General features: G+C 62.7%; 12 protein-coding genes. 6 read left to right on the forward strand and 6 right to left on the reverse strand.

From position 1 onward, the window contains the following. Positions 1–66: 66 nt before the first annotated feature. Positions 67–3,696, reverse strand: a complete 3,630-nt coding sequence (locus IE166_RS18805) for a hydantoinase B/oxoprolinase family protein (protein WP_189507006.1) — start codon at positions 3,694–3,696, stop codon at positions 67–69. A 165-nt stretch (positions 3,697–3,861) separates the two neighbouring features. Here IE166_RS18805 and IE166_RS18810 point away from each other — a divergent pair, with 165 nt between their 5' ends. From IE166_RS18810 to IE166_RS18835, 6 genes are read left to right on the forward strand one after another with little or no spacing between them, the layout of a single operon-like run. Next, positions 3,862–4,410, forward strand: a complete 549-nt coding sequence (locus IE166_RS18810) for a winged helix DNA-binding protein (protein WP_244641598.1) — start codon at positions 3,862–3,864, stop codon at positions 4,408–4,410. Positions 4,411–4,413: 3 nt separating this feature from the next. Continuing rightward, on the forward strand, positions 4,414–6,258 hold the full coding sequence (locus IE166_RS18815; RefSeq protein WP_210312994.1) for an ABC transporter ATP-binding protein: 1,845 nt from the start codon (positions 4,414–4,416) through the stop codon (positions 6,256–6,258). A gap of 27 nt (positions 6,259–6,285) precedes the next feature. Beyond that, on the forward strand, positions 6,286–7,815 hold the full coding sequence (locus IE166_RS18820) for an ABC transporter substrate-binding protein (protein WP_189507010.1): 1,530 nt from the start codon (positions 6,286–6,288) through the stop codon (positions 7,813–7,815). A 57-nt stretch (positions 7,816–7,872) separates the two neighbouring features. Next, on the forward strand, positions 7,873–8,796 hold the full coding sequence (locus IE166_RS18825) for an ABC transporter permease (RefSeq protein WP_189507012.1): 924 nt from the start codon (positions 7,873–7,875) through the stop codon (positions 8,794–8,796). Between the two features lie 4 nt (positions 8,797–8,800). Then, on the forward strand, positions 8,801–9,661 hold the full coding sequence (locus IE166_RS18830) for an ABC transporter permease (RefSeq protein WP_189507014.1): 861 nt from the start codon (positions 8,801–8,803) through the stop codon (positions 9,659–9,661). Continuing rightward, positions 9,658–11,391, forward strand: a complete 1,734-nt coding sequence (locus tag IE166_RS18835) for a M14 family metallopeptidase (RefSeq protein WP_189507016.1) — start codon at positions 9,658–9,660, stop codon at positions 11,389–11,391. The genes IE166_RS18830 and IE166_RS18835 overlap by 4 nt, the downstream gene beginning before the upstream one ends. A 28-nt stretch (positions 11,392–11,419) precedes the next feature. Here IE166_RS18835 and IE166_RS18840 read toward each other — a convergent pair whose 3' ends face one another. Genes IE166_RS18840 through IE166_RS18860 form a run of 5 tightly spaced genes read right to left on the reverse strand, consistent with a single transcriptional unit; the run spans position 11,420 to position 17,895 of the window. Continuing rightward, positions 11,420–11,722: a BrnA antitoxin family protein gene (locus tag IE166_RS18840; protein ID WP_189507018.1), complete on the reverse strand. Its 303-nt coding sequence runs from the start codon at positions 11,720–11,722 to the stop codon at positions 11,420–11,422. Further along, on the reverse strand, positions 11,706–12,008 hold the full coding sequence (locus IE166_RS18845; RefSeq protein ID WP_189507020.1) for a BrnT family toxin: 303 nt from the start codon (positions 12,006–12,008) through the stop codon (positions 11,706–11,708). The genes IE166_RS18840 and IE166_RS18845 overlap by 17 nt, the downstream gene beginning before the upstream one ends. Before the next feature lie 53 nt (positions 12,009–12,061). Next, positions 12,062–15,541, reverse strand: a complete 3,480-nt coding sequence (locus IE166_RS18850) for an AAA family ATPase (RefSeq protein WP_189507022.1) — start codon at positions 15,539–15,541, stop codon at positions 12,062–12,064. Further along, complete coding sequence (locus IE166_RS18855; protein ID WP_189507023.1) at positions 15,541–16,812, reverse strand: metallophosphoesterase family protein; 1,272 nt, start codon at positions 16,810–16,812, stop codon at positions 15,541–15,543. The genes IE166_RS18850 and IE166_RS18855 overlap by 1 nt, the downstream gene beginning before the upstream one ends. Before the next feature lie 60 nt (positions 16,813–16,872). Then, positions 16,873–17,895 carry an LLM class flavin-dependent oxidoreductase gene (locus tag IE166_RS18860; protein WP_189507025.1) on the reverse strand — a complete coding sequence of 341 codons (1,023 nt, stop codon included), beginning with the start codon at positions 17,893–17,895 and terminating at the stop codon, positions 16,873–16,875. Between the last annotated feature and the right edge of the window lie 65 nt (positions 17,896–17,960).

The raw sequence follows: 17,960 nt of genomic DNA on the forward strand, positions 1-17,960 counted from the left end.
CGTTCAAACGAGAAGAGGCTGTGAAAGGGGAGGGCGGCCGGAGAGCCGCCGTCCTTGTCGCTGTTCCTACTCGGGCTTGCCGTAGCCGCCGCCGGTGGGCGTCACGATGATGAAGGCATCGCCGGCTTCGAGCTTCGCCTGATCGCAGCCACCGAGTTCCTGCACCTGACCGTCCACACGACGCACCTGGTTGCGGCCGAGTTCGCCGGGCTCGCCACCTTCCAAACCGAAGGGGTGAACCCTGCGGTGGCCGGACAGGATGGCGAAATCGAGCGCTTCGCGCGCCCGGATGGTGCGGCTGGTGCCGTTACCCGCACTCCAGCGGCCGCGTCCGCCTGATCCCTGTCGGATGTGGAAGTCTTCCAGCACCACCGGGAAACGCGTTTCCAGGATCTCCGGATCGGTCAAACGGGAGTTGGTCATATGGGTATGAACCGCATCCGTGCCGTTGAAGCCGGGGCCTGCCGGTGAACCGGAGCAGATCGTCTCGTAATACTGATAGATCTCGTTGCCGAAGGTCAGATTGTTCATCGTCCCTTGCGCCGCAGCCATCGCGCCGACCGCGCCAAACAGCGTGTCGGTGACGGCCTGGCTGACCTCGACATTGCCTGCCACAACGGCTGCCGGATAGCGCGGCGACAGCATCGTGCCATCCGGCACCACGATCTTTACCGGCCGCAAGCAACCGGCATTCATCGGAATGTCGGCGCTCACGAGCATGCGGAAGACGTAAAGCACGGCCGCGCGGGTCACCGGCATAGGCGCGTTGAAGTTGTCGTCGCGCTGGGCCGATGTGCCGGTGAAATCCACCGTGGCTTCGCGCGCGGCACGATCGATCGTGATCTTCACCGCGATCTGGCAGCCCTGGTCCATTTCGTAGGTGAACTGGCCGTCCGGCAGCTTGTCGAGCACGCGACGCACGCTTTCGGCGGCGTTGTCTTGCACGTGACCCATGTAGGCCTCGACCACATCATCGCCGAACTGGGCGATGGTCTTGGTCAACTCCGCCACGCCCTTTTCGTTGGCCGCGACCTGCGCCTTCAGGTCGTTGACGTTCTGCAAGAGATTGCGCACCGGATACTTCGCCGAGGTCAGCAGTTCCGCCAGCGCTTCCTCGCGGAACACGCCGCGGTCGAGCAGCTTGAAGTTGTCGATGTAAACGCCTTCTTCCTCGATCGTGCGGGCTTCCGGCGACATCGAGCCCGGCGCGAGGCCGCCGATATCGGCGTGGTGCCCGCGCGACGCGACCCAGAAGCGCAGCGTCTTGCCGTCTTCGGCGAAGACAGGCGTGCAGACGGTCAGGTCCGGCAGATGCGTGCCGCCGTTATAGGGCGCGTTGATCAGGAACACGTCGCCCGGATGGATCACGGGGTTTTCGCGGATCGCGGCGGCGACGGAGGCGTCCATGGAGCCAAGATGCACCGGCATATGCGGAGCGTTGGCGACAAGCGCGCCGGAGGCATCAAACACCGCGCAGGAGAAGTCGAGCCGCTCCTTGATGTTGACGGAATAGGCCGTGTTCTGCAGCGTCACGCCCATCTGTTCCGCAATGGACATGAACAGGCTGTTGAAGATTTCCAGCAGCACCGGATCGGCCTGCGTGCCGACCGCAACGCGCTGCGGCAGGGCTTCGATGCGGGCGAGAACCAGATGGTTCTTGGCGGTGAGTTCTGCCTGCCAGCCTTTTTCCACCACAACCGTTTGGTTGGGCTCGATGATGATGGCCGGGCCGGTGACGCGCTGACCGGCCTGCATCGTCTCGCGCATCACCACGCCGGCATCATGGAAGGCGCCGCCCGAGAAGAAGCGCGTGCGACGCGCGGCCGGCGTTTCGCTTTGCGCCTCGATCGCGCTCGACGCCTCTTCGCCGGCCGCACCGCCGCCGACGGCTTCGACTTCCACCGCATCGATGGTGAGCGCCTTGCCTTCAGCGATGAAGCCGAAGCGGCGCTTGTGCGCGGTTTCGAAGGCGACCCGCAGGCGCTCGGCGGTGTCGCCTTCGCCATAGGGCGAGTCGATGCTAAGTACCGTGTCAGTGCCGGCATAGCGGATATGGGCGCGCAGATAGGTGGTGACATCGCCGGCCTCGATGCCCTGCGCGGCCAACTCGTCGCGGCACTCGATCGCCAGCGTTTCGCCGAGGCTTGCGAGGGCTTCTGGAGCCGCATTGTCTAGGGGCACGTCCAGTGCCTTTTGACGCGTCGCGCGAATGTCGGCCAAGCCCATGCCATAGGCCGAAAGCAGGCCGGAAAGCGGATGGATCAGGATTTTCGTCATGCCCAGCGCATCGGCCACGAGGCAGGCGTGCTGGCCGCCGGCGCCGCCGAAGCAGCTGAGCGCATAGCGCGTGACGTCATAGCCGCGCTGCACGGAAATCTTCTTAATGGCCTGCACCATGGAGGCGACGGCAATCGTCACAAAACCATCCGCCACTTCCTCGGCCGAGCGACCGTCGCCAATTTGGCCGGCGAGATCAGCGAAACGCGCTTCCACGGCGGCACGGTCGAGCGGCTCGTTCTGCTGCGGGCCGAAGATGGCCGGGAAGAAGTCCGGCATCAGCTTGCCGAGCATGAGGTTTGCGTCGGTGACAGCGAGTGGGCCGCCGTTGCGGTAGCAGGCGGGGCCGGGAAAGGCGCCGGCCGATTCCGGGCCGACGCGGAAGCGGTTTCCGTCATAGTTCAGGATCGAGCCACCGCCGGCCGCCACCGTGTGGATCAGCATCATCGGGGCGCGGACTCGAACGCCGGCGACTTCCGTTTCGAAGGCGCGCTCATATTCGCCGTCGAAATGGGCCACATCGGTGGAGGTCCCGCCCATGTCGAAGCCGATGACGCAGTCGAAGCCCGCAGAAGCGCCGGTGCGCGCCAGGCCGACCACGCCGCCGGCCGGACCGGACAAGATCGCGTCCTTGCCCTGGAACATCTCGGCTGCGGTCAGACCGCCGGACGACATCATGAACATGATGCGCGCGCCAGAGCGCTCGACGTCCAGTTCCTGCGCGACCTGCGCCACATAGCGCTTGAGAACCGGCGAAAGGTAGGCGTCGACAACCGTCGTGTCGCCGCGCCCAACCAACTTCACCAGCGGCGAAACCTCATGGCTCACCGATACCTGTGAAAAGCCGATTTCACGGGCGATGCGGCCGAGGGCGGCTTCGTGTTCGGGGAACTTGGAGGCGTGCATCAGCACGATCGCCACGGCATCGTAGCCGTCTGCACGCAGCGCTTCGAGGGCAGAGCGCGCGGCACCTTCGTCCAGCGCCTTTTCCACGACGCCGTCCGCCAATACGCGCTCGTCGATCTCGACCACTATGGAATACAGTGCTTCCGGCTTCTCGATGGCGAGCGCGAAAATGTCCTTGCGCTCCTGGTAGCCGATACGCAGCGCATCGCGGAACCCGCGCGTCGTCACCAGTGCCAGCCGCTCGCCCTTGCGCTCAAGCAGCGCATTGGTTGCAACGGTCGTGCCCATGCGCACTTCGCCAATCAGGCCGGAAGGGATAGGATCGCCGGCTTGTAGACCAAGATGCAGGCGGATGCCCTGCACGGCGGCGTCACGGTAAGCGGACGGGTTTTCCGACAACACCTTGCGAGCAAGCAGCGCGCCCTGTGGATCGCGGGCAATGACGTCCGTGAATGTGCCGCCGCGGTCGATCCAGAAGTCCCAACGCTTTGCCGTGTCGCCAGTTTGTAGCATGAAATTCCAGCCTCATCCGCACCCGCTCAAAAAGCGGGCAGTTCCGCCACATGCGCCTTCGTTGTTCAAAACGCTTGCAGTTTATTGACAAAGTATCGTTATGATGATGCCATAGTCGCGTCAACAGCAACGAGGCGGTGGCGTTTGAAGGCGGGCGATAATCCAGTGGAAGGCGCGAATGCAGTGCGCGAGCGGGATCTGACGGGTCGTTCGCTCGGCCCTATCGTGTCGTCGCAGCATCTCGCGGCAGGCACGTCTCCTGGATTGTCTGAAATGGAATATGGCGTGATCCTGATCTCGCACGCCTTTTCTCGCTGGATGGTGCGCTGCATGACGGCAGCGGGTCAGTCGAGCTTGTCGCCCATCGAGATCCTGATCCTTCATTCTATCCGCCATCGCAGCCGGCCGAAGACCCTTGCCGACGTCTGCCTCGCGCTGGATATCGGCGACACGCATGTCGCGAATTATGCCATCCGCAAGCTGGAAAAGGCCGGGCTGATCCATACGGGTCGCGCCGGTAAGGAAAAGACGGTGCGAATTTCCGACGCCGGTCTGGAGCTCTGCGATCGCTATGCTGAGATCCGCAACGAGCTTCTGCTGCGCGGCATGTCGGATGCCGGTCCGTCTCAGGAAGAGCTGTCTCGCATCGCTTCGGTGCTACGCTTCCTGTCCGGCTCCTATGACCAGGCGTCCCGCGCCGCAGCGACGGTCTGATCCATGACGGAAACAAACCTGATGAGCGACACGTCGCCGATCCTGTCCGTCAACGACCTGTCGGTTGCCTTTGGCGCCGCCCGCGTGGTGGATAGGCTGTCCTTCAGCGTGCGGCCGGGGGAGACGGTGGCGATCGTCGGCGAGTCCGGGTCTGGCAAGTCCGTGACATCGCTTTCGGTGATGCGGCTGGTGGAGCACGGCAACGGCCGGCTGACCAGCGGCTCCATCCTGTTCGATGCAGGCGAGGGAACAACCGACCTTGCCACTGCCGGCGAAGCGCGGATGCGCAAGCTTCGCGGCAACGAGATCGCGATGATCTTCCAGGAGCCGATGACTTCGCTGAACCCGGTGTTCACGGTTGGCAACCAGATCTGCGAAACCCTGATCCTGCACCGGAACATGAGCCGGGCCGAGGCGCGCGCGGAAGCCGCCCGGCTCCTGTCGCTCGTGCGCCTGTCCGATGCCGAACGCATGCTCGACCGCTACCCGCACCAGCTTTCGGGCGGTATGCGCCAGCGCGTGATGATCGCCATGGCGCTTGCCTGTCAGCCCAAGGTGCTGATCGCCGACGAGCCGACAACGGCGCTCGACGTGACGATCCAGGCGCAGATCCTGTCGATCCTTGCCGATCTTCAGCGTGAACTCGGCATGGCCGTGGTGTTCATCACCCATGACATGGGCGTGGTGGCCGAGATCGCGGATCGCGTCGTGGTGATGTGGCGCGGCCGCAAGGTCGAGGAAGGTGCGGTTGCCGACATCTTCGCCAATCCACAGCATCCCTATACGCAAACGCTTCTGTCCGCCGTGCCGAAGCTCGGCGCCATGACCGGCCGCGCGCTCCCGCGCCGCTTGGCTCTAACCGTCATGGACGGCGAAACCCCGCGCCGGATCGGCGAAGACCGCGATCACGGCACCGCCGACATCACCGCCAAGCCGCTGCTGGCCGTCGAGGACCTGACCGTCCGTTTCGATGTCGGCAAGACGATGTTCGGCCGCGTCACGCATCGCGTTCATGCCGCCGAAAAGGTCAGCTTCGATATCCGTCCCGGCGAAACGCTGGCGCTTGTCGGCGAATCCGGTTCGGGCAAGTCGACGATCGGGCGCACGATCCAGGGTCTGCAAGCGCCGACTTCCGGCCGTATCCTTTATGACGGCAAGCCCGTAGCGGACATGACCGGCGACGAGACGCTGCGTTTGCGCCGCGAAATCCAGTACATCTTCCAGGACCCGTTTGCCTCGCTCGACCCGCGAAAGACGGTCGGCTTCTCCATCGCCGAGCCGATCCGCACCCATGGTCTGCTCACCGACAACAAGGCTATTCGCCAGCGCGTCGAGGAGCTTCTAGTGAAGGTTGGGCTCGAGCCCTCGCATGCATCGCGCTATCCGCACCAGTTCTCCGGCGGACAGCGCCAGCGCATCTGCATTGCGCGCGCGCTCAGTTGCGATCCCAAGCTGATCATCGCCGACGAAGCGCTGTCGGCGCTCGATGTGTCGGTGCAAGCGCAGATCATCGAGCTGTTCATGGCGCTGCAGGAAGAACGCAAGCTCGCTTACCTCTTCATCAGCCATGACATGGCGGTGGTGGAGCGCATGGCGCATCGCGTGGCCGTGCTTTACCTCGGCCAGATCGTGGAAATGGGCTCGCGCGCCCAGATCTTCGAAACGCCGACGCATCCTTATACGCGCCGCCTGTTGTCGGCCGTGCCGGTTGCAGAACCCGGCCGACGCGGCCGCCTGCCGCTTCTGGAAGGCGAGGTGCCAAGCCCAGTGCGGGCAGTCGGTTCCGAGCCGACCATCCTGAAACATCGCGAAATTGCACCCGGCCACTTCGTTGCCGCCGATGCTTGAACCACAACAAAAAATGAGGAGAATGGCATGACCCGCTGGAACCGCGCTTTGAGAGGCGCCCTTTTGACGAGTGCGCTCGCACTTGTTTCCGCCGCGCAGGCCCAAACGGCCAATACGCTCACCATCTCCTCGCCGCAGGATCCCGGCAGCTGGGATCCGATCGACACGTTCCTGGTCAACTGGTCCGCCGTCGCGAACAACGTGTTCGACGGTCTCGTTGCCCGCACCCCGGACCTCAAGATCATTCCGGCCCTGGCAACGGAATGGACCATCAGCGACGATGGCCTGACCTATCGGTTCACGCTGCGCGAAGGCGTGACCTTCCACAATGGCGAGCCGTTCAACGCGGATGCGGTGAAATTCAGCTTCGAGCGACTGTTGGGTGAAGAAGGCGACAAGGGTCCGCAGAAGTCGAACTACAACGTCATTCAGAGCGTCAACGTCATCGACCCTAAGACGGTGGAGCTGAAGCTGTCGCGTCCCGATCCGGTGCTGCTTACTAAGCTGACCGGCTATGGCGCGATGATCGTGCCGCCTGCCTATATCGCCGAGAAGGGCGACGACTACTTCAACACCCATCCGGTCGGCACTGGCCCGTTCAGCATGACCTCCTACACGGCGCGCGATGCCGTGCAGCTCAAGGCCTATGAAGGCTTCTGGGGCGACAAGCCGAAGCTCGAAAATGTCACCTTCCGCTTCATCACCGAACCGTCCACCGCCCTTGCCGAACTGCAATCAGGCCGCGTCGATATGGTGATCCCGCCATCCGTGCCGATCGGCTCGCTGCCGACGATCGAGGCCGATCCGAAGCTCGGAATCGTCAGCACGGCTGGCGCAACCGTGTATTCGTTGCGCTTCAACACGCGCGACGGCATTACGGCCGATCCGAAGGTGCGCAAGGCGCTCGTGATGGCGGTCGATCGCGCTACCATCAACGAGGCGATCTTGGCCGGCCAGGCCAAGCCGATCGCGTCGTTCCAGTCCGAACAGACCTTCGGCAACGATCCGTCGCTGGAAGCCATTCCCTTCGACACGGCCGGTGCGCAGAAGCTGCTGGACGAAGCCGGCGTGAAGCCGGGCGCGACACTGCAGATCGACGTGCGCGGCAATGACTCGACCTTCAACGAGGTCGCTCAGGCTGTTGCGAGCTACCTGTCGACGATCGGCATTACGGCGACCATCAAGCCCTATGAAACCAACGTCCTCCTGAACGACATCATCCCGGCTGGCCGCACCGGCGCGATGTGGCAGCAGACCTGGGGCGCCTGGACGTTCGACTACGACAACACCGCCTACCTCATGTACCACAAGGGTGAGCGCTGGAACCCGTATGGCAACGATCCGAAGCTCGATGCGCTGCTGGAGTCGCAGCGTGGGATGACCAACCGCGAAGAGCGCGAAAAGGTTCTCCACGAGATCGCTAGGTATGTCGCGGATCAGGCGCTTGAGATGCCGCTCTATAATCTCAACCAGATCTACGCGATCAACAAGCGGGTGAAGAACTTCATCGCGCCGCCGGACAGCCGCCTTCGGCTGACGGATGTCACCGTCGAGTAACGATCGACGCATCTGCCCCGCTTCATGCGGGGCAGACCTCTTTTCCCAGGTGAATTGATGGCCGGTTTTCTAATCAAACGCTTTCTGCAAGCGATCTTCGTGGTGCTATGCGTCACGCTGCTCGTTGCTTACGCCATCCGCCTGACGGGCGATCCCGCCTTGATGCTGAGCCAGGGCGCCGGCAGCGTCACGGAAGCCGATCTGGCGCGAATCCGCACGGGGCTCGGCCTCGACCGGCCTTTCTACGTGCAATATCTCGACTTTCTGCTCGGTCTGTTCACGCTGGATTTCGGCCGCTCCTTTCTCGGCGGCACGCCGGTCCGCGAACTGATCGGCCGCGCGCTTCCGGCCACGCTGGCGCTGGCTTTCGCCTCGCTGCTCGTTTCGATCGTGATCTCCATTCCGCTTGGCATCGCCTCGGCCACCAAGCGCGGCCGCTGGCCCGATCAGATCATACGCGTTCTGTCGCTGATCGGCCTGTCCTTCCCGAACTTCTGGCTGGCGATCATGCTGGTGCTGGTGTTTTCCATCACGCTGCAATGGCTGCCGCCGAGCGGCATGGAAGGTTGGCAAAGCTTCCTGATGCCCGCGCTCACCATGGGCATCATCCTGACCGCCACCAATGTGCGGCTGGTGCGCACCGCGATGCTGGAAACGCTGCAGCAGCAATATGTGACTGTGGCGCGCGCCAAGGGGCTCTCAGAGACCATCGTTCTTTATAAGCACGCGCTGCGAAACTGCGCGATCCCGCTGATTACCTATCTTGGCATCCAGTTCGGCGGGTTGTTGGGCGGCATCGTGGTGGTGGAACGCGTGTTCAACTGGCCAGGGCTCGGCACGCTGGCCTTTCAAGCCGTGGCCGACCGCGATTATCCTGTGCTGCAGGGCGTGATCGTCGTTCTGTCGCTGTTGATCGTTGTTGTGAACTTGATCGTCGACATCGCCTACGGGCTGGTCGATCCCCGCATCCGCACGGAGTAGGATCTTGAGCCTCACCGCAGATCGTCCGCAGCGCAGCGCTTCCGTGTTCCGCTCCTTTGAACTGGTTGCCGGCCTTTTGCTGGTCGGCGGCATCAGCCTGGCCGTGATCCTGTCGCCCTGGCTGTTCCCCGATAACGGGATGGGCGTGAACCTCATTGCACGTCTGCGGGCACCGTTCACCGACTGGAGCCACATCCTCGGCACTGATCCGCTCGGCCGCGACGTGCTTGGCCGAGTCATCTCCGGCGGGCGCATTTCACTGCTGGTCGGCGTTCTTTCGGTCGCCGGCGGCGCGGTCATCGGCGTCTTCATGGGCCTGGTTTCCGGCTTCTATCGCGGCGTGTGGGACATGGTGGTCATGCGCTTTGCCGACGTTCAGCTGGCACTGCCCTTCATCCTGCTCGCCATCACCTTCATCGCGATCCTCGGCGGCGGCTTGTTCAACATCATCATGCTGATGATCGTGTCGCAATGGGTGCAATATGCGCGGCTCGTGCGCGGACAGGTGCTTGCCTTGCGGGAGCGCGAATTCGTGTTGTCGGCGCGCTCGTTCGGCGTGTCCAACTTCAACCTGATCTGGCATCATCTTCTGCCCAACCTGCTTGGGCCTGTGATCGTGCTGATCACGCTGAACGTCGCCACCAACATCCTGCTTGAATCGAGCCTGACCTTCCTCGGTCTTGGCGTCGATCCCTCGATGCCGTCCTGGGGCGGCATGCTCGCGGATGGCCGCACCTATCTGCAAACGGCCTGGTGGGTCAGCGTTTTCCCCGGCCTCGCCATCCTGTTGACCGTGCTCGGCCTCAACCTTCTCGGCGATTGGCTGCGTGACCGCCTCGATCCAACCGGACGGACAAGGCAATGACCCTTTCCTTCTCGCAAAGCTTCCCCCGCACGCTGGACAAGCTTCTTGACCGCTTCGAGGGCGCGGCGGATACGCAGATCGAGGCCTGGCTGTTCGAGGGCAAAGTAGCGCGCCGTGCAGCCGAGGAAAAGCTTGCCGCGAGCGGAGTGAAGGCGCGATTGCGTTCGGCGTATAAGCCGCTGGTTCAGGCCTTCCTTGAAGACATCGATCTGACCGGCGCCAAGTCTGTCGCCGTCATCTATCCCGTACATGCCGACGCTGAAGAGCGGCGCTTCCTGCTCGAAGCCTATCCGCTTGCCGGCCTTATCCAGCTGCCGATCAGCTTTACGGCTCGCAGCGACAATGAGCTGCATTACGAAGTGACAGTCACCGGCCAGGACGGATCTGAGCGCACCACAGTCGTTGAAGCGCCGAACCGCGTTCATGTCGATCATACCGGCGCGCGGGTCCTTTCCCCCACCGGCTGGTTGCGCGTTAATCGGGATGGCCAGACCATCGAAGATGGACGGCTTGAGACCGATTTCGAGGTTCTGTTCGAAACGGCCATCACGCAAATTGCGGGGCATAGCTGGGGCAGCACCGAGCCGTTCTTCGAAGAGTTGCGGATCGAAGCAAGTCTGCCCTTTCCAGATGAACCGCTCGCCTTCGGTGAAGAAGCCATCAGCCTGACGGAAGCGCTGCATGAGGATCTTTACTTCTCCGGGCTGGAAATTTTCCATTCCCGCTCGGGCCGCCCGTCCGGCGATCGCGGTCTTCAACCCGGCCGCATCGTGCCGGACATCAGATTTGCGGATGGTCCGCTGAGCCTCTCCATCGCGATGCGCATCCACCTGATCCGGGATGAGCCTCCCTTCTGCGCCCTTCCGCTCGAGACTGCTAGCGAGCCGCTGTCGTCACCAGACATCGATGAAGCTTTGCAGTCGATTGGTGGTGAGCCACTGGACGGAGAATCGGTGTGTGGCCGATCAATCGTCGGACGCTACCGCGAGGGATCGGACGCTCTTGTTCTGATCTCCGGCGGCCAGCACGCCAATGAACCGACCGGCGTGGTCGGCGCTCTGCGGGCGGCCGATACGCTCTCACGCCGCAAGGCAGCGCACTTCGCCGTCCTGCCGCTAGAGAATCCGGACGGCTACGCGCTGTGCGCCGAACTGCGGGAAACACAGCCGCGGCACATGCTGCATGCCGCGCGCTACACCGCGCTGGGCGACGATCTGGAATATCGCGAAGCCGAGCCACTGCATGAGCGCTCTGCCCGCGAAGCGTTTGTCGCCCACACGCAACCGGGTCTTCACGTCAATCTGCACGGTTACCCCGCGCATGAGTGGACGCGGCCGATGACCGGCTACATCCCGCGCAACTTCGCGCTGTGGACCGTGCCGAAAGGCTTCTTCCTGGTGATCCGCCATCAACCCGGCTTTGCCGAACAATCCTGGCAATTGGTGCGCATTGTCACCGCGAAGCTCGCCGAAGTGCCGGGACTTGTTGCCTTCAACGAAAAGCAGATCGAGCTTTACCGCATCCATGCCGGCGAACTTGGCTTCGAGGTCCTGCACGGCTTTCCTGTCACCGTCACCGAGGATCTACGCCACAAGGTGCCGGTAACGCTGATCACGGAATATCCCGACGAAACGATTTATGGCGATGCGTTTCGCCTCGGTCACGAAGCGCAGATGCAGACCGTGCTCTCGGCCTATGACGCTTGGCAGGAGATCTCGGCCGTCTCATAAAGGGGGAGAGGGGCTTCCGCCTATCTGCTCAGAGTAGCTTACGGCCTGTGCCCTCAACGCGGGCAATTGATCCATCCAGCTTTTCGGCGAGCCAGATCTTGATAAGAGACTGGTACGGCACATCGCGCTTCCCAGCCGCAACCTTGATGCGCTCCAAGAGAGCATTGGGCAGCCGGAGCGATATCGATGTTGAGGATGGCTTGAGGTTTGGAAGACGGACTTTCTCAGCCTTGCTCCAGTCGACATAATTGGCGGAGTCTTGGCTTTCCCAGAAGCTCCGCTCTTCGCTTTCGCTATTAAAATCCGGCGCGACTTCAGGCTTCTTGCTCATAGATGTTCCGCTCCTTGCGGCTCATATCCCGAGCCGAAATAATCCTGATCATGGTACTACCCTCTCTTAGGGTAACGGTGATGTGGAGCCGCCTTCCGTCATCGGTGCGACCCAAGGCATGGATCCGAACTTCCGTCGAGCTATGTCGCGCATCGGGTACGACAAGCAGGGGCTCGTTGAAGAAGACTTGCTCTGCTTCTGCTTGGCTAACGTCATGCTTCTCTACGTTCTTGCGCGCGTTGCCCTGATCCCAATCGAAGCCAACGATAAGCGACCAGTCAAGCATTGTGTATATTCCCACAATATACGCAGATTACAAGTCATGCCGTTCTTCTAGCTTCAAGCCAACTCATGAACCCGAACGCTGGGCACAATCTCGGCGGCGATGTCGCAGAGGTGGCGGTGGTGGGTTAGGTAGATCACCTGGCCCTTGGACGCCATTTCACCGAACAGGCGGAAGACCTCTTCCGAGCGGGGTTCGTCGAAGGTTTCCATGATGTCGTCGGCAACGAAAGGCACGGCGGGGCGGGCGCTGGCGAACTCTTCGTAGCCTGCTAGACGCAGGGCCAGGTAGAGCTGGAAGCGCGTGCCTTTGGACATGTCGGTCGCAAGCTTGGAACCGCCGGTTCGCGATAGGCCGATCAGCACTTCGCCGCTTTTCTCAGGCCGGGTCGCGAGGCCTGTGTAATCGTCCCGCGTCATGATGCGGAAGGCTTCGGACGCGCGGTTCATCATGGCGCTGCGATGTTTGTCGCGATAGGCCCGGATTGCATGGTCGGCCAAAAGCCCGCCCGTTCGCAGACGCAGGAAGCGTAGCGCAAGATCCTCAATTTGAAGGAGAACCGTCTTGCGTTCGCTTTCAATGCGGGCCACCGCATCATCGCCGCCGACGGCTGCCAGCCTGTCGGAGGCGCGGGTTTTGTCGGCAAAGAGATGCTTGCCGCGCTCATCGAGATCGTCCAGGCGGGCAGTGAGTTCCGCCTGCTCGCGCTGAAGCTCGGCTAGGTCGAGATCGGCGAGCGTGCCGAGCGCTGCGTCGAGCGTCGTTGCTTGCAGTTCGGCAAGAATCTGGCCTTCAAGCTTACGCTGTTGATCCACGCGGCGGCTTCGCTCCGAGCAGTGATCAAGCGCTGCCGAGACATCTTGCAGGGTTTCGACCTCGAAGAAGGTCGTGAGTTCAGCCTTTCGCGCGAGGTGAAGTGCGAGGTCTTCATTGAGGGCGGAGCGCTCGTCCTGGAGGCGGGTGAGGTCGCGTTCTTTTTCGCGGTGGCGGGCGAGTAGTGTCTTGGCTTCTTCGAAGCGCTGGACGAGCTGCCTTGCGGCCTTCAGCGGAGAACCAGTGTCGAAGCTTTCGTCAAGTGCTGTATGGATGTCGGAAACGCGTTTTGCGAAGGCGCTACGATCGGCTTCCATGGCGGCGATGCGGTGCTGGATGTCGGCACGGCTGCGTAGTGTGGCCGGTAGGTCGGTCAAGGCGTCGAGGATTTCACGCACGGCGCCGGGGCTGTCTCGCCGATCAATAAACCAGGTGGCTTGCAAGGCTGATTGCCAACGCTCGTCCCAGCTTTCGGCAGCAAGCCTGGCCTTGTCCAAGCCCTTGTTGCGGATGGACAATTCGCCTTCTATTTCCTTCAGCCTTTTGCCTGCCGTGGCGCGGCGGGTTTGATCGGCGAGGCTGTTTGTGAGCGTTGTTTCGGCCAGCTGGATGAGGGCCGGGAGAGGGAGATCGTCGGCTTCGGCTGCGGTGGAGAGAAGGGAACGAAGGCCCTGTTGTTCCCGCTCCAACTCGGTTCTTGCCGTTGTGACGGAGGCTTGGACGTCCTGCAGATCGTCAAAGGCGGAAAGGGCGTCTGCGCGGTTTTTCAGCCAGCGTTCGAGCTGAGACAACAAGGTTGCGAGGGGTTGCTTCGCGGGAAGATCAAGCTCGATTGGGATGGCGTCGCGGACTTCATCTCGCAGCGCGTGGAGCGCTCCGTCGGTCTCCCGCAGAAGGTCGCCATTGCGAGATATAGCGGTGTCAGCAAGGGCTATTTCGGCGATATGGGAGCGCAGATCGGCGAGATCAGCGGCATGTTCGAGGCGCTTCTGGGCGAAATCATCGACCCTCCGCATGCGGGTTTCGAACGAAGCGGCGGTTGCTTGATCGAAGGCGCTCAGGTGGGTCTGCCAAGCGTCCTCACGTAAGGTAAGGACGGCGGCTAGATCTTCATCGGTGATGGCCCCGGTGTTGGCGCGAATGACCTCCATCCGTGTCGCGTGATCCTGACGCCGGGTGGTGAGGTCGCGGATCTTCTCCGCATAGTCGGCTTGGCGCTTTTCGAGGGTGGCGAGTTTCGAACGCCATGCCTCGATCTGCGATCCGTCCGGCAGGTTCAGGCCCCGCAGGGTGCGACCATCGCCTATCCAGGGAGCCAGTAGGGCAAGTGCGTTGTCCAAGCGGGACTGCGCTGACGGCAGGTTGCGCTCGGCGAGGCGGAGTTGTGCGAGAAGATCGCTTTGGCGCAGGCGGGCGAGGGCGGCTTGCAGTTGGGCAGCGAGGGATGGCGAGAGCGGGTTTTTGATCGTCGCCTCTTCATCCTGAGACTGACGTGCCTCCTGCAAGGCGGCAGCCGCGGCTTCCTGCTCGCGGGTTGCGGCTTCAAGCGCAACGTCGATGCCGGAGCGGGAAGCGATCAGCTCGCGCAGGGTGCCGATGGTGGCTGCGGGAACGAGCAGCGTTTCGGGTCCGACCTCCGGAGCTGCGCCGAGCGTCCGGGTGATGAGCGTGATCTGCAGGTCGCGATCGGCCAGCTCCTTGCGGCGCTTGGGCAAGTCTTCCTCGGCCGTGCTGTAGCGGGCGGCGGCGTCGGCGAGTTGGTTGAGCTGATCGGCAAGAGCCAGAAGTTGCTCGTCGACGGCGAGGTCTTCGAGTTCCTGCCGCGCCACTTCCGCGCGGTCTTCCAGGCCGTTGAGGCGGGTTTGCAGTGTGGCTTCTTCCTTCATCAGGAAGGGGAGCTCGGCGCTCCAATGGGCGGGCGGCTGCGGAAGGTCGCGGAAATCTTGTAGCGCGTCCAACAGGCGTGCATGATCTCGCCCAAGCGGGACGGCGCGCAGGAGGCGGGCGATGTCTTCGTGGCGGGCGCGGGCTGCACCCTTGTCGCGCATAGCCTCGTCATATGCAGCCTCGGCCTGTTTGAGGGCAGCAACCAAGGCGGTGAAGGCGGAGGCCTGGGTGTCGATCTCGTCGCGGCGGGTTTTCAGGTCGGCGATGCGGCGCTTCAGCACTGCAATGTCGGTGGTGCTGGCGCGCTTGCGGAAGATCGTGTCCGCTTCCTGCGCGGTTTTTTCGAGCGCCGCACTGATGCCGGCCAAGCCGGCGCTGGCGGAAAACAGGAGCTCGCCGAGATCGCCCTCGCTTTCGAGGATGGCGTTGCCGCCGCTTTCCAGCGTTTCGTCATCAAGCGAAAACATGGTGCGGTAGGCGTCGCGGCTGAGCCCCGCCAAGGGCGCGCTGAGGAGCGCTTCGTTGACCGGCTGGCCTTGCGCGTTGATGAGCGAATTGCTTCGCTGCTTCAGGCGCTTGAGCTCATGGCTCCTGCCGTCGAACTCCAAACACCCGCCGACTTCCATCGCCTTGTTCTGGTGAAGGAAGCCGTAGCGGGTGCGCTCCTCGATGCCGAACAGCAGATCGAGGAAGCCGGATAGCGAGGTCGATTTGCCCGCTTCGTTCAGGCCATAGATGATGTGGAAGTCTGGCGCGCCGGGCTCATGCGCGCCGAAGTCGATGGCGTAATCCGTGAACTTGCCATAGCGGGTGAGATCGAGGCGGCGCAGGCGCATCAATCGGCTCCCATGCCGGCCAGGCGGAGGCGAGCCAAGATGTCCTCGCTTCCGTCGGCCAAAAGCCGGTCGATCAGGGCCTCGAACTCCTGTTCATCCTTGCCGCTGAAGGAGCGGGCTTCGGCCGGAAGATCGTCGCGCAGCTCCGTCACGAGGTTGCGGATGTCTTCGCGCACGGCGTCCTGATGCATGATGTCGGTCTTCATCAGCGCGCCAAGTTCCGCGACAGGATCGGCGGTGCCGGTGACCGGTGCGGTTGCTGATGGGGCGGAGGTGGCAAGCTCGATCTTCTCGATCCAAGTCTTGTTCATGCCTTCGATGCGCTGCTCGATCTCGGTCATGAGCAGGTCGCGATCACGGCGCAGCGCCCAAGACAAAGGCGTTTGACCTGACAGCATCAGGCGGCCGACGAGATGATCGGCGCGGGTGGTGTCGCGCACCGCCGCTACCGCTTGCTCGATCTGCTCGATTGCCGCACGCCAATCCGTTGCGGATGAAAGGTCGACGGAAATGCGCTCGAATTGGGCGATGCTGGTAGGGCGCTCTTCGACCGTGATGCTCTTGTCGTCACCGATCGTGACGAGGGTGACGGTCTTTTCGCCGGCTTCGTTGATGTCGCGCCCTTGCGGCATGCCCGGCATGATGACGGTACGGTCCCCGGCATGTTGGCTGCGCGTGTGAATATGACCAAGCGCCCAGTAATCGAAGCCCCAGTCATGCAGGTCAGCGACCGGAATTGGCGCATAAAGATCATGGCCCGGTGCGCCGGCCAGGCTGGTATGCATGATGCCGATATTGACTGTGTCGGGGGCGGGACGGCGGTACTTCGATAGCAGGCTTTCAGGCGCATGCGCTTGTTTGAAGCTGATCCCGTGGACTGCGACATCCAAATTGCCATGGCGCACATCGACCGTCTCGCCACGTCCATTGAAGACCTTAACCGAAGGCGGAAGCATCAACTGATCAGTAATCTTCGACAAGGCGTCGTGATTACCGCGGATCTTGTAAACGGCGATTCCCGCTTGATGCAGGCGCTCCATCTGGCTCGCCAGGAAGCGGGCCGTCTTCATGGAGGTCTGGTCGCCGTCGTAGAGATCGCCGGCGATGATCAGGGCATCGACCTGTTCGTCCAAACACAGATCGACGATGGAAGCCAGCGCCTGGCGGGTAGCATCGCCGATCAGGGCTGCCAGATCCGGGTTGCGCAGGCTGAGCGAGCGTAGCGGCGAATCCAGATGGATGTCGGCTGTGTGAACGAAGCGGAAGGGCATGAGCACTCGATCTCTTGCAGCGGCCGCTTGGAAGTGCTGGCCGCTGCTGAAGTGAGCGGCTCAGCGCCACCCAAGCGCTGGAGCGACATGGGTCAGAATCGACTCGATCGCATGCACATTATAATCGACGCCAAGCTGGTTCGGCACCGTCAGAAGCAGCGTATCGGCTTCGCGGATGGCTTCATCCTCAGCCAATTGCTTGACGAGCACGTCCGGCTCGGCGGCAAAGGAGCGGCCGAAGATGGCGCGGGTGTTTTCGTCGATCATGCCGATCTGGTCCTGGCTCTTGCCGTCATGGCCGAAATAGGCCCGGTCGCGATCATCCACGAGCGCGAAGATGCTGCGGCTGACGGAAACGCGCGGCGTTCTTTCGTGGCCGGCTTCCTTCCAGGCTTCGCGATAGGCGCGGATCTGCTTGGCCTGCTGGATGTGGAACGGTTCGCCGGTTTCATCATCCTTCAGCGTCGAGCTTTGCAGGTTCATGCCCATTTTGGCGGCCCAAACGGCGGTCGCATCGGAGCCGGCGCCCCACCAGATGCGCTCGCGCAGACCGGGTGCATGCGGTTCCAGCCGCAGCAGGCCGGGCGGGTTGGGGAACATCGGGCGCGGGTTGGGCTGTGCGAAGCCCTGGCCCTTCAGGACCTCCAGGAAGATCTCGGCGGCATTGCGCGCCATGTCGGCATCGCTTTTGCCTTCTGGCGGCGCGTAACCGAAATAGCGCCAGCCTTCGATCACCTGTTCGGGCGAGCCGCGGCTGATGCCGAGCTGCAGGCGTCCGCCGGCGATGAGATCGGCCGCACCGGCATCTTCGGCCATGTAGAGCGGGTTCTCGTAGCGCATGTCGATGACGCCCGTGCCGATCTCGATGCGGCTGGTGCGGGCACCGACGGCTGCCAGCAGTGGGAAGGGGGCGGAAAGCTGGCGCGCAAAGTGATGAACGCGGAAGTACGCGCCGTCCAGCCCAAGCTCTTCGGCAGCAACGGCGAGGTCAATGCTCTGCAGGAGAACATCGCTGGCAGAACGCGTCTGCGAATGCTGAGAGGGGGACCAATGGCCGAAGGACAGGAAGCCGAGCTTTTTCATGGATGAGAACTCCGGGGACGTTTGGTTCCTAGCTATGCGCTAGCACCTCCTTTTGCATCCCGAGC

It is taken from the genome of Tianweitania populi, assembly GCF_014652875.1.
Lineage (GTDB): Bacteria > Pseudomonadota > Alphaproteobacteria > Rhizobiales > Rhizobiaceae > Tianweitania > Tianweitania populi.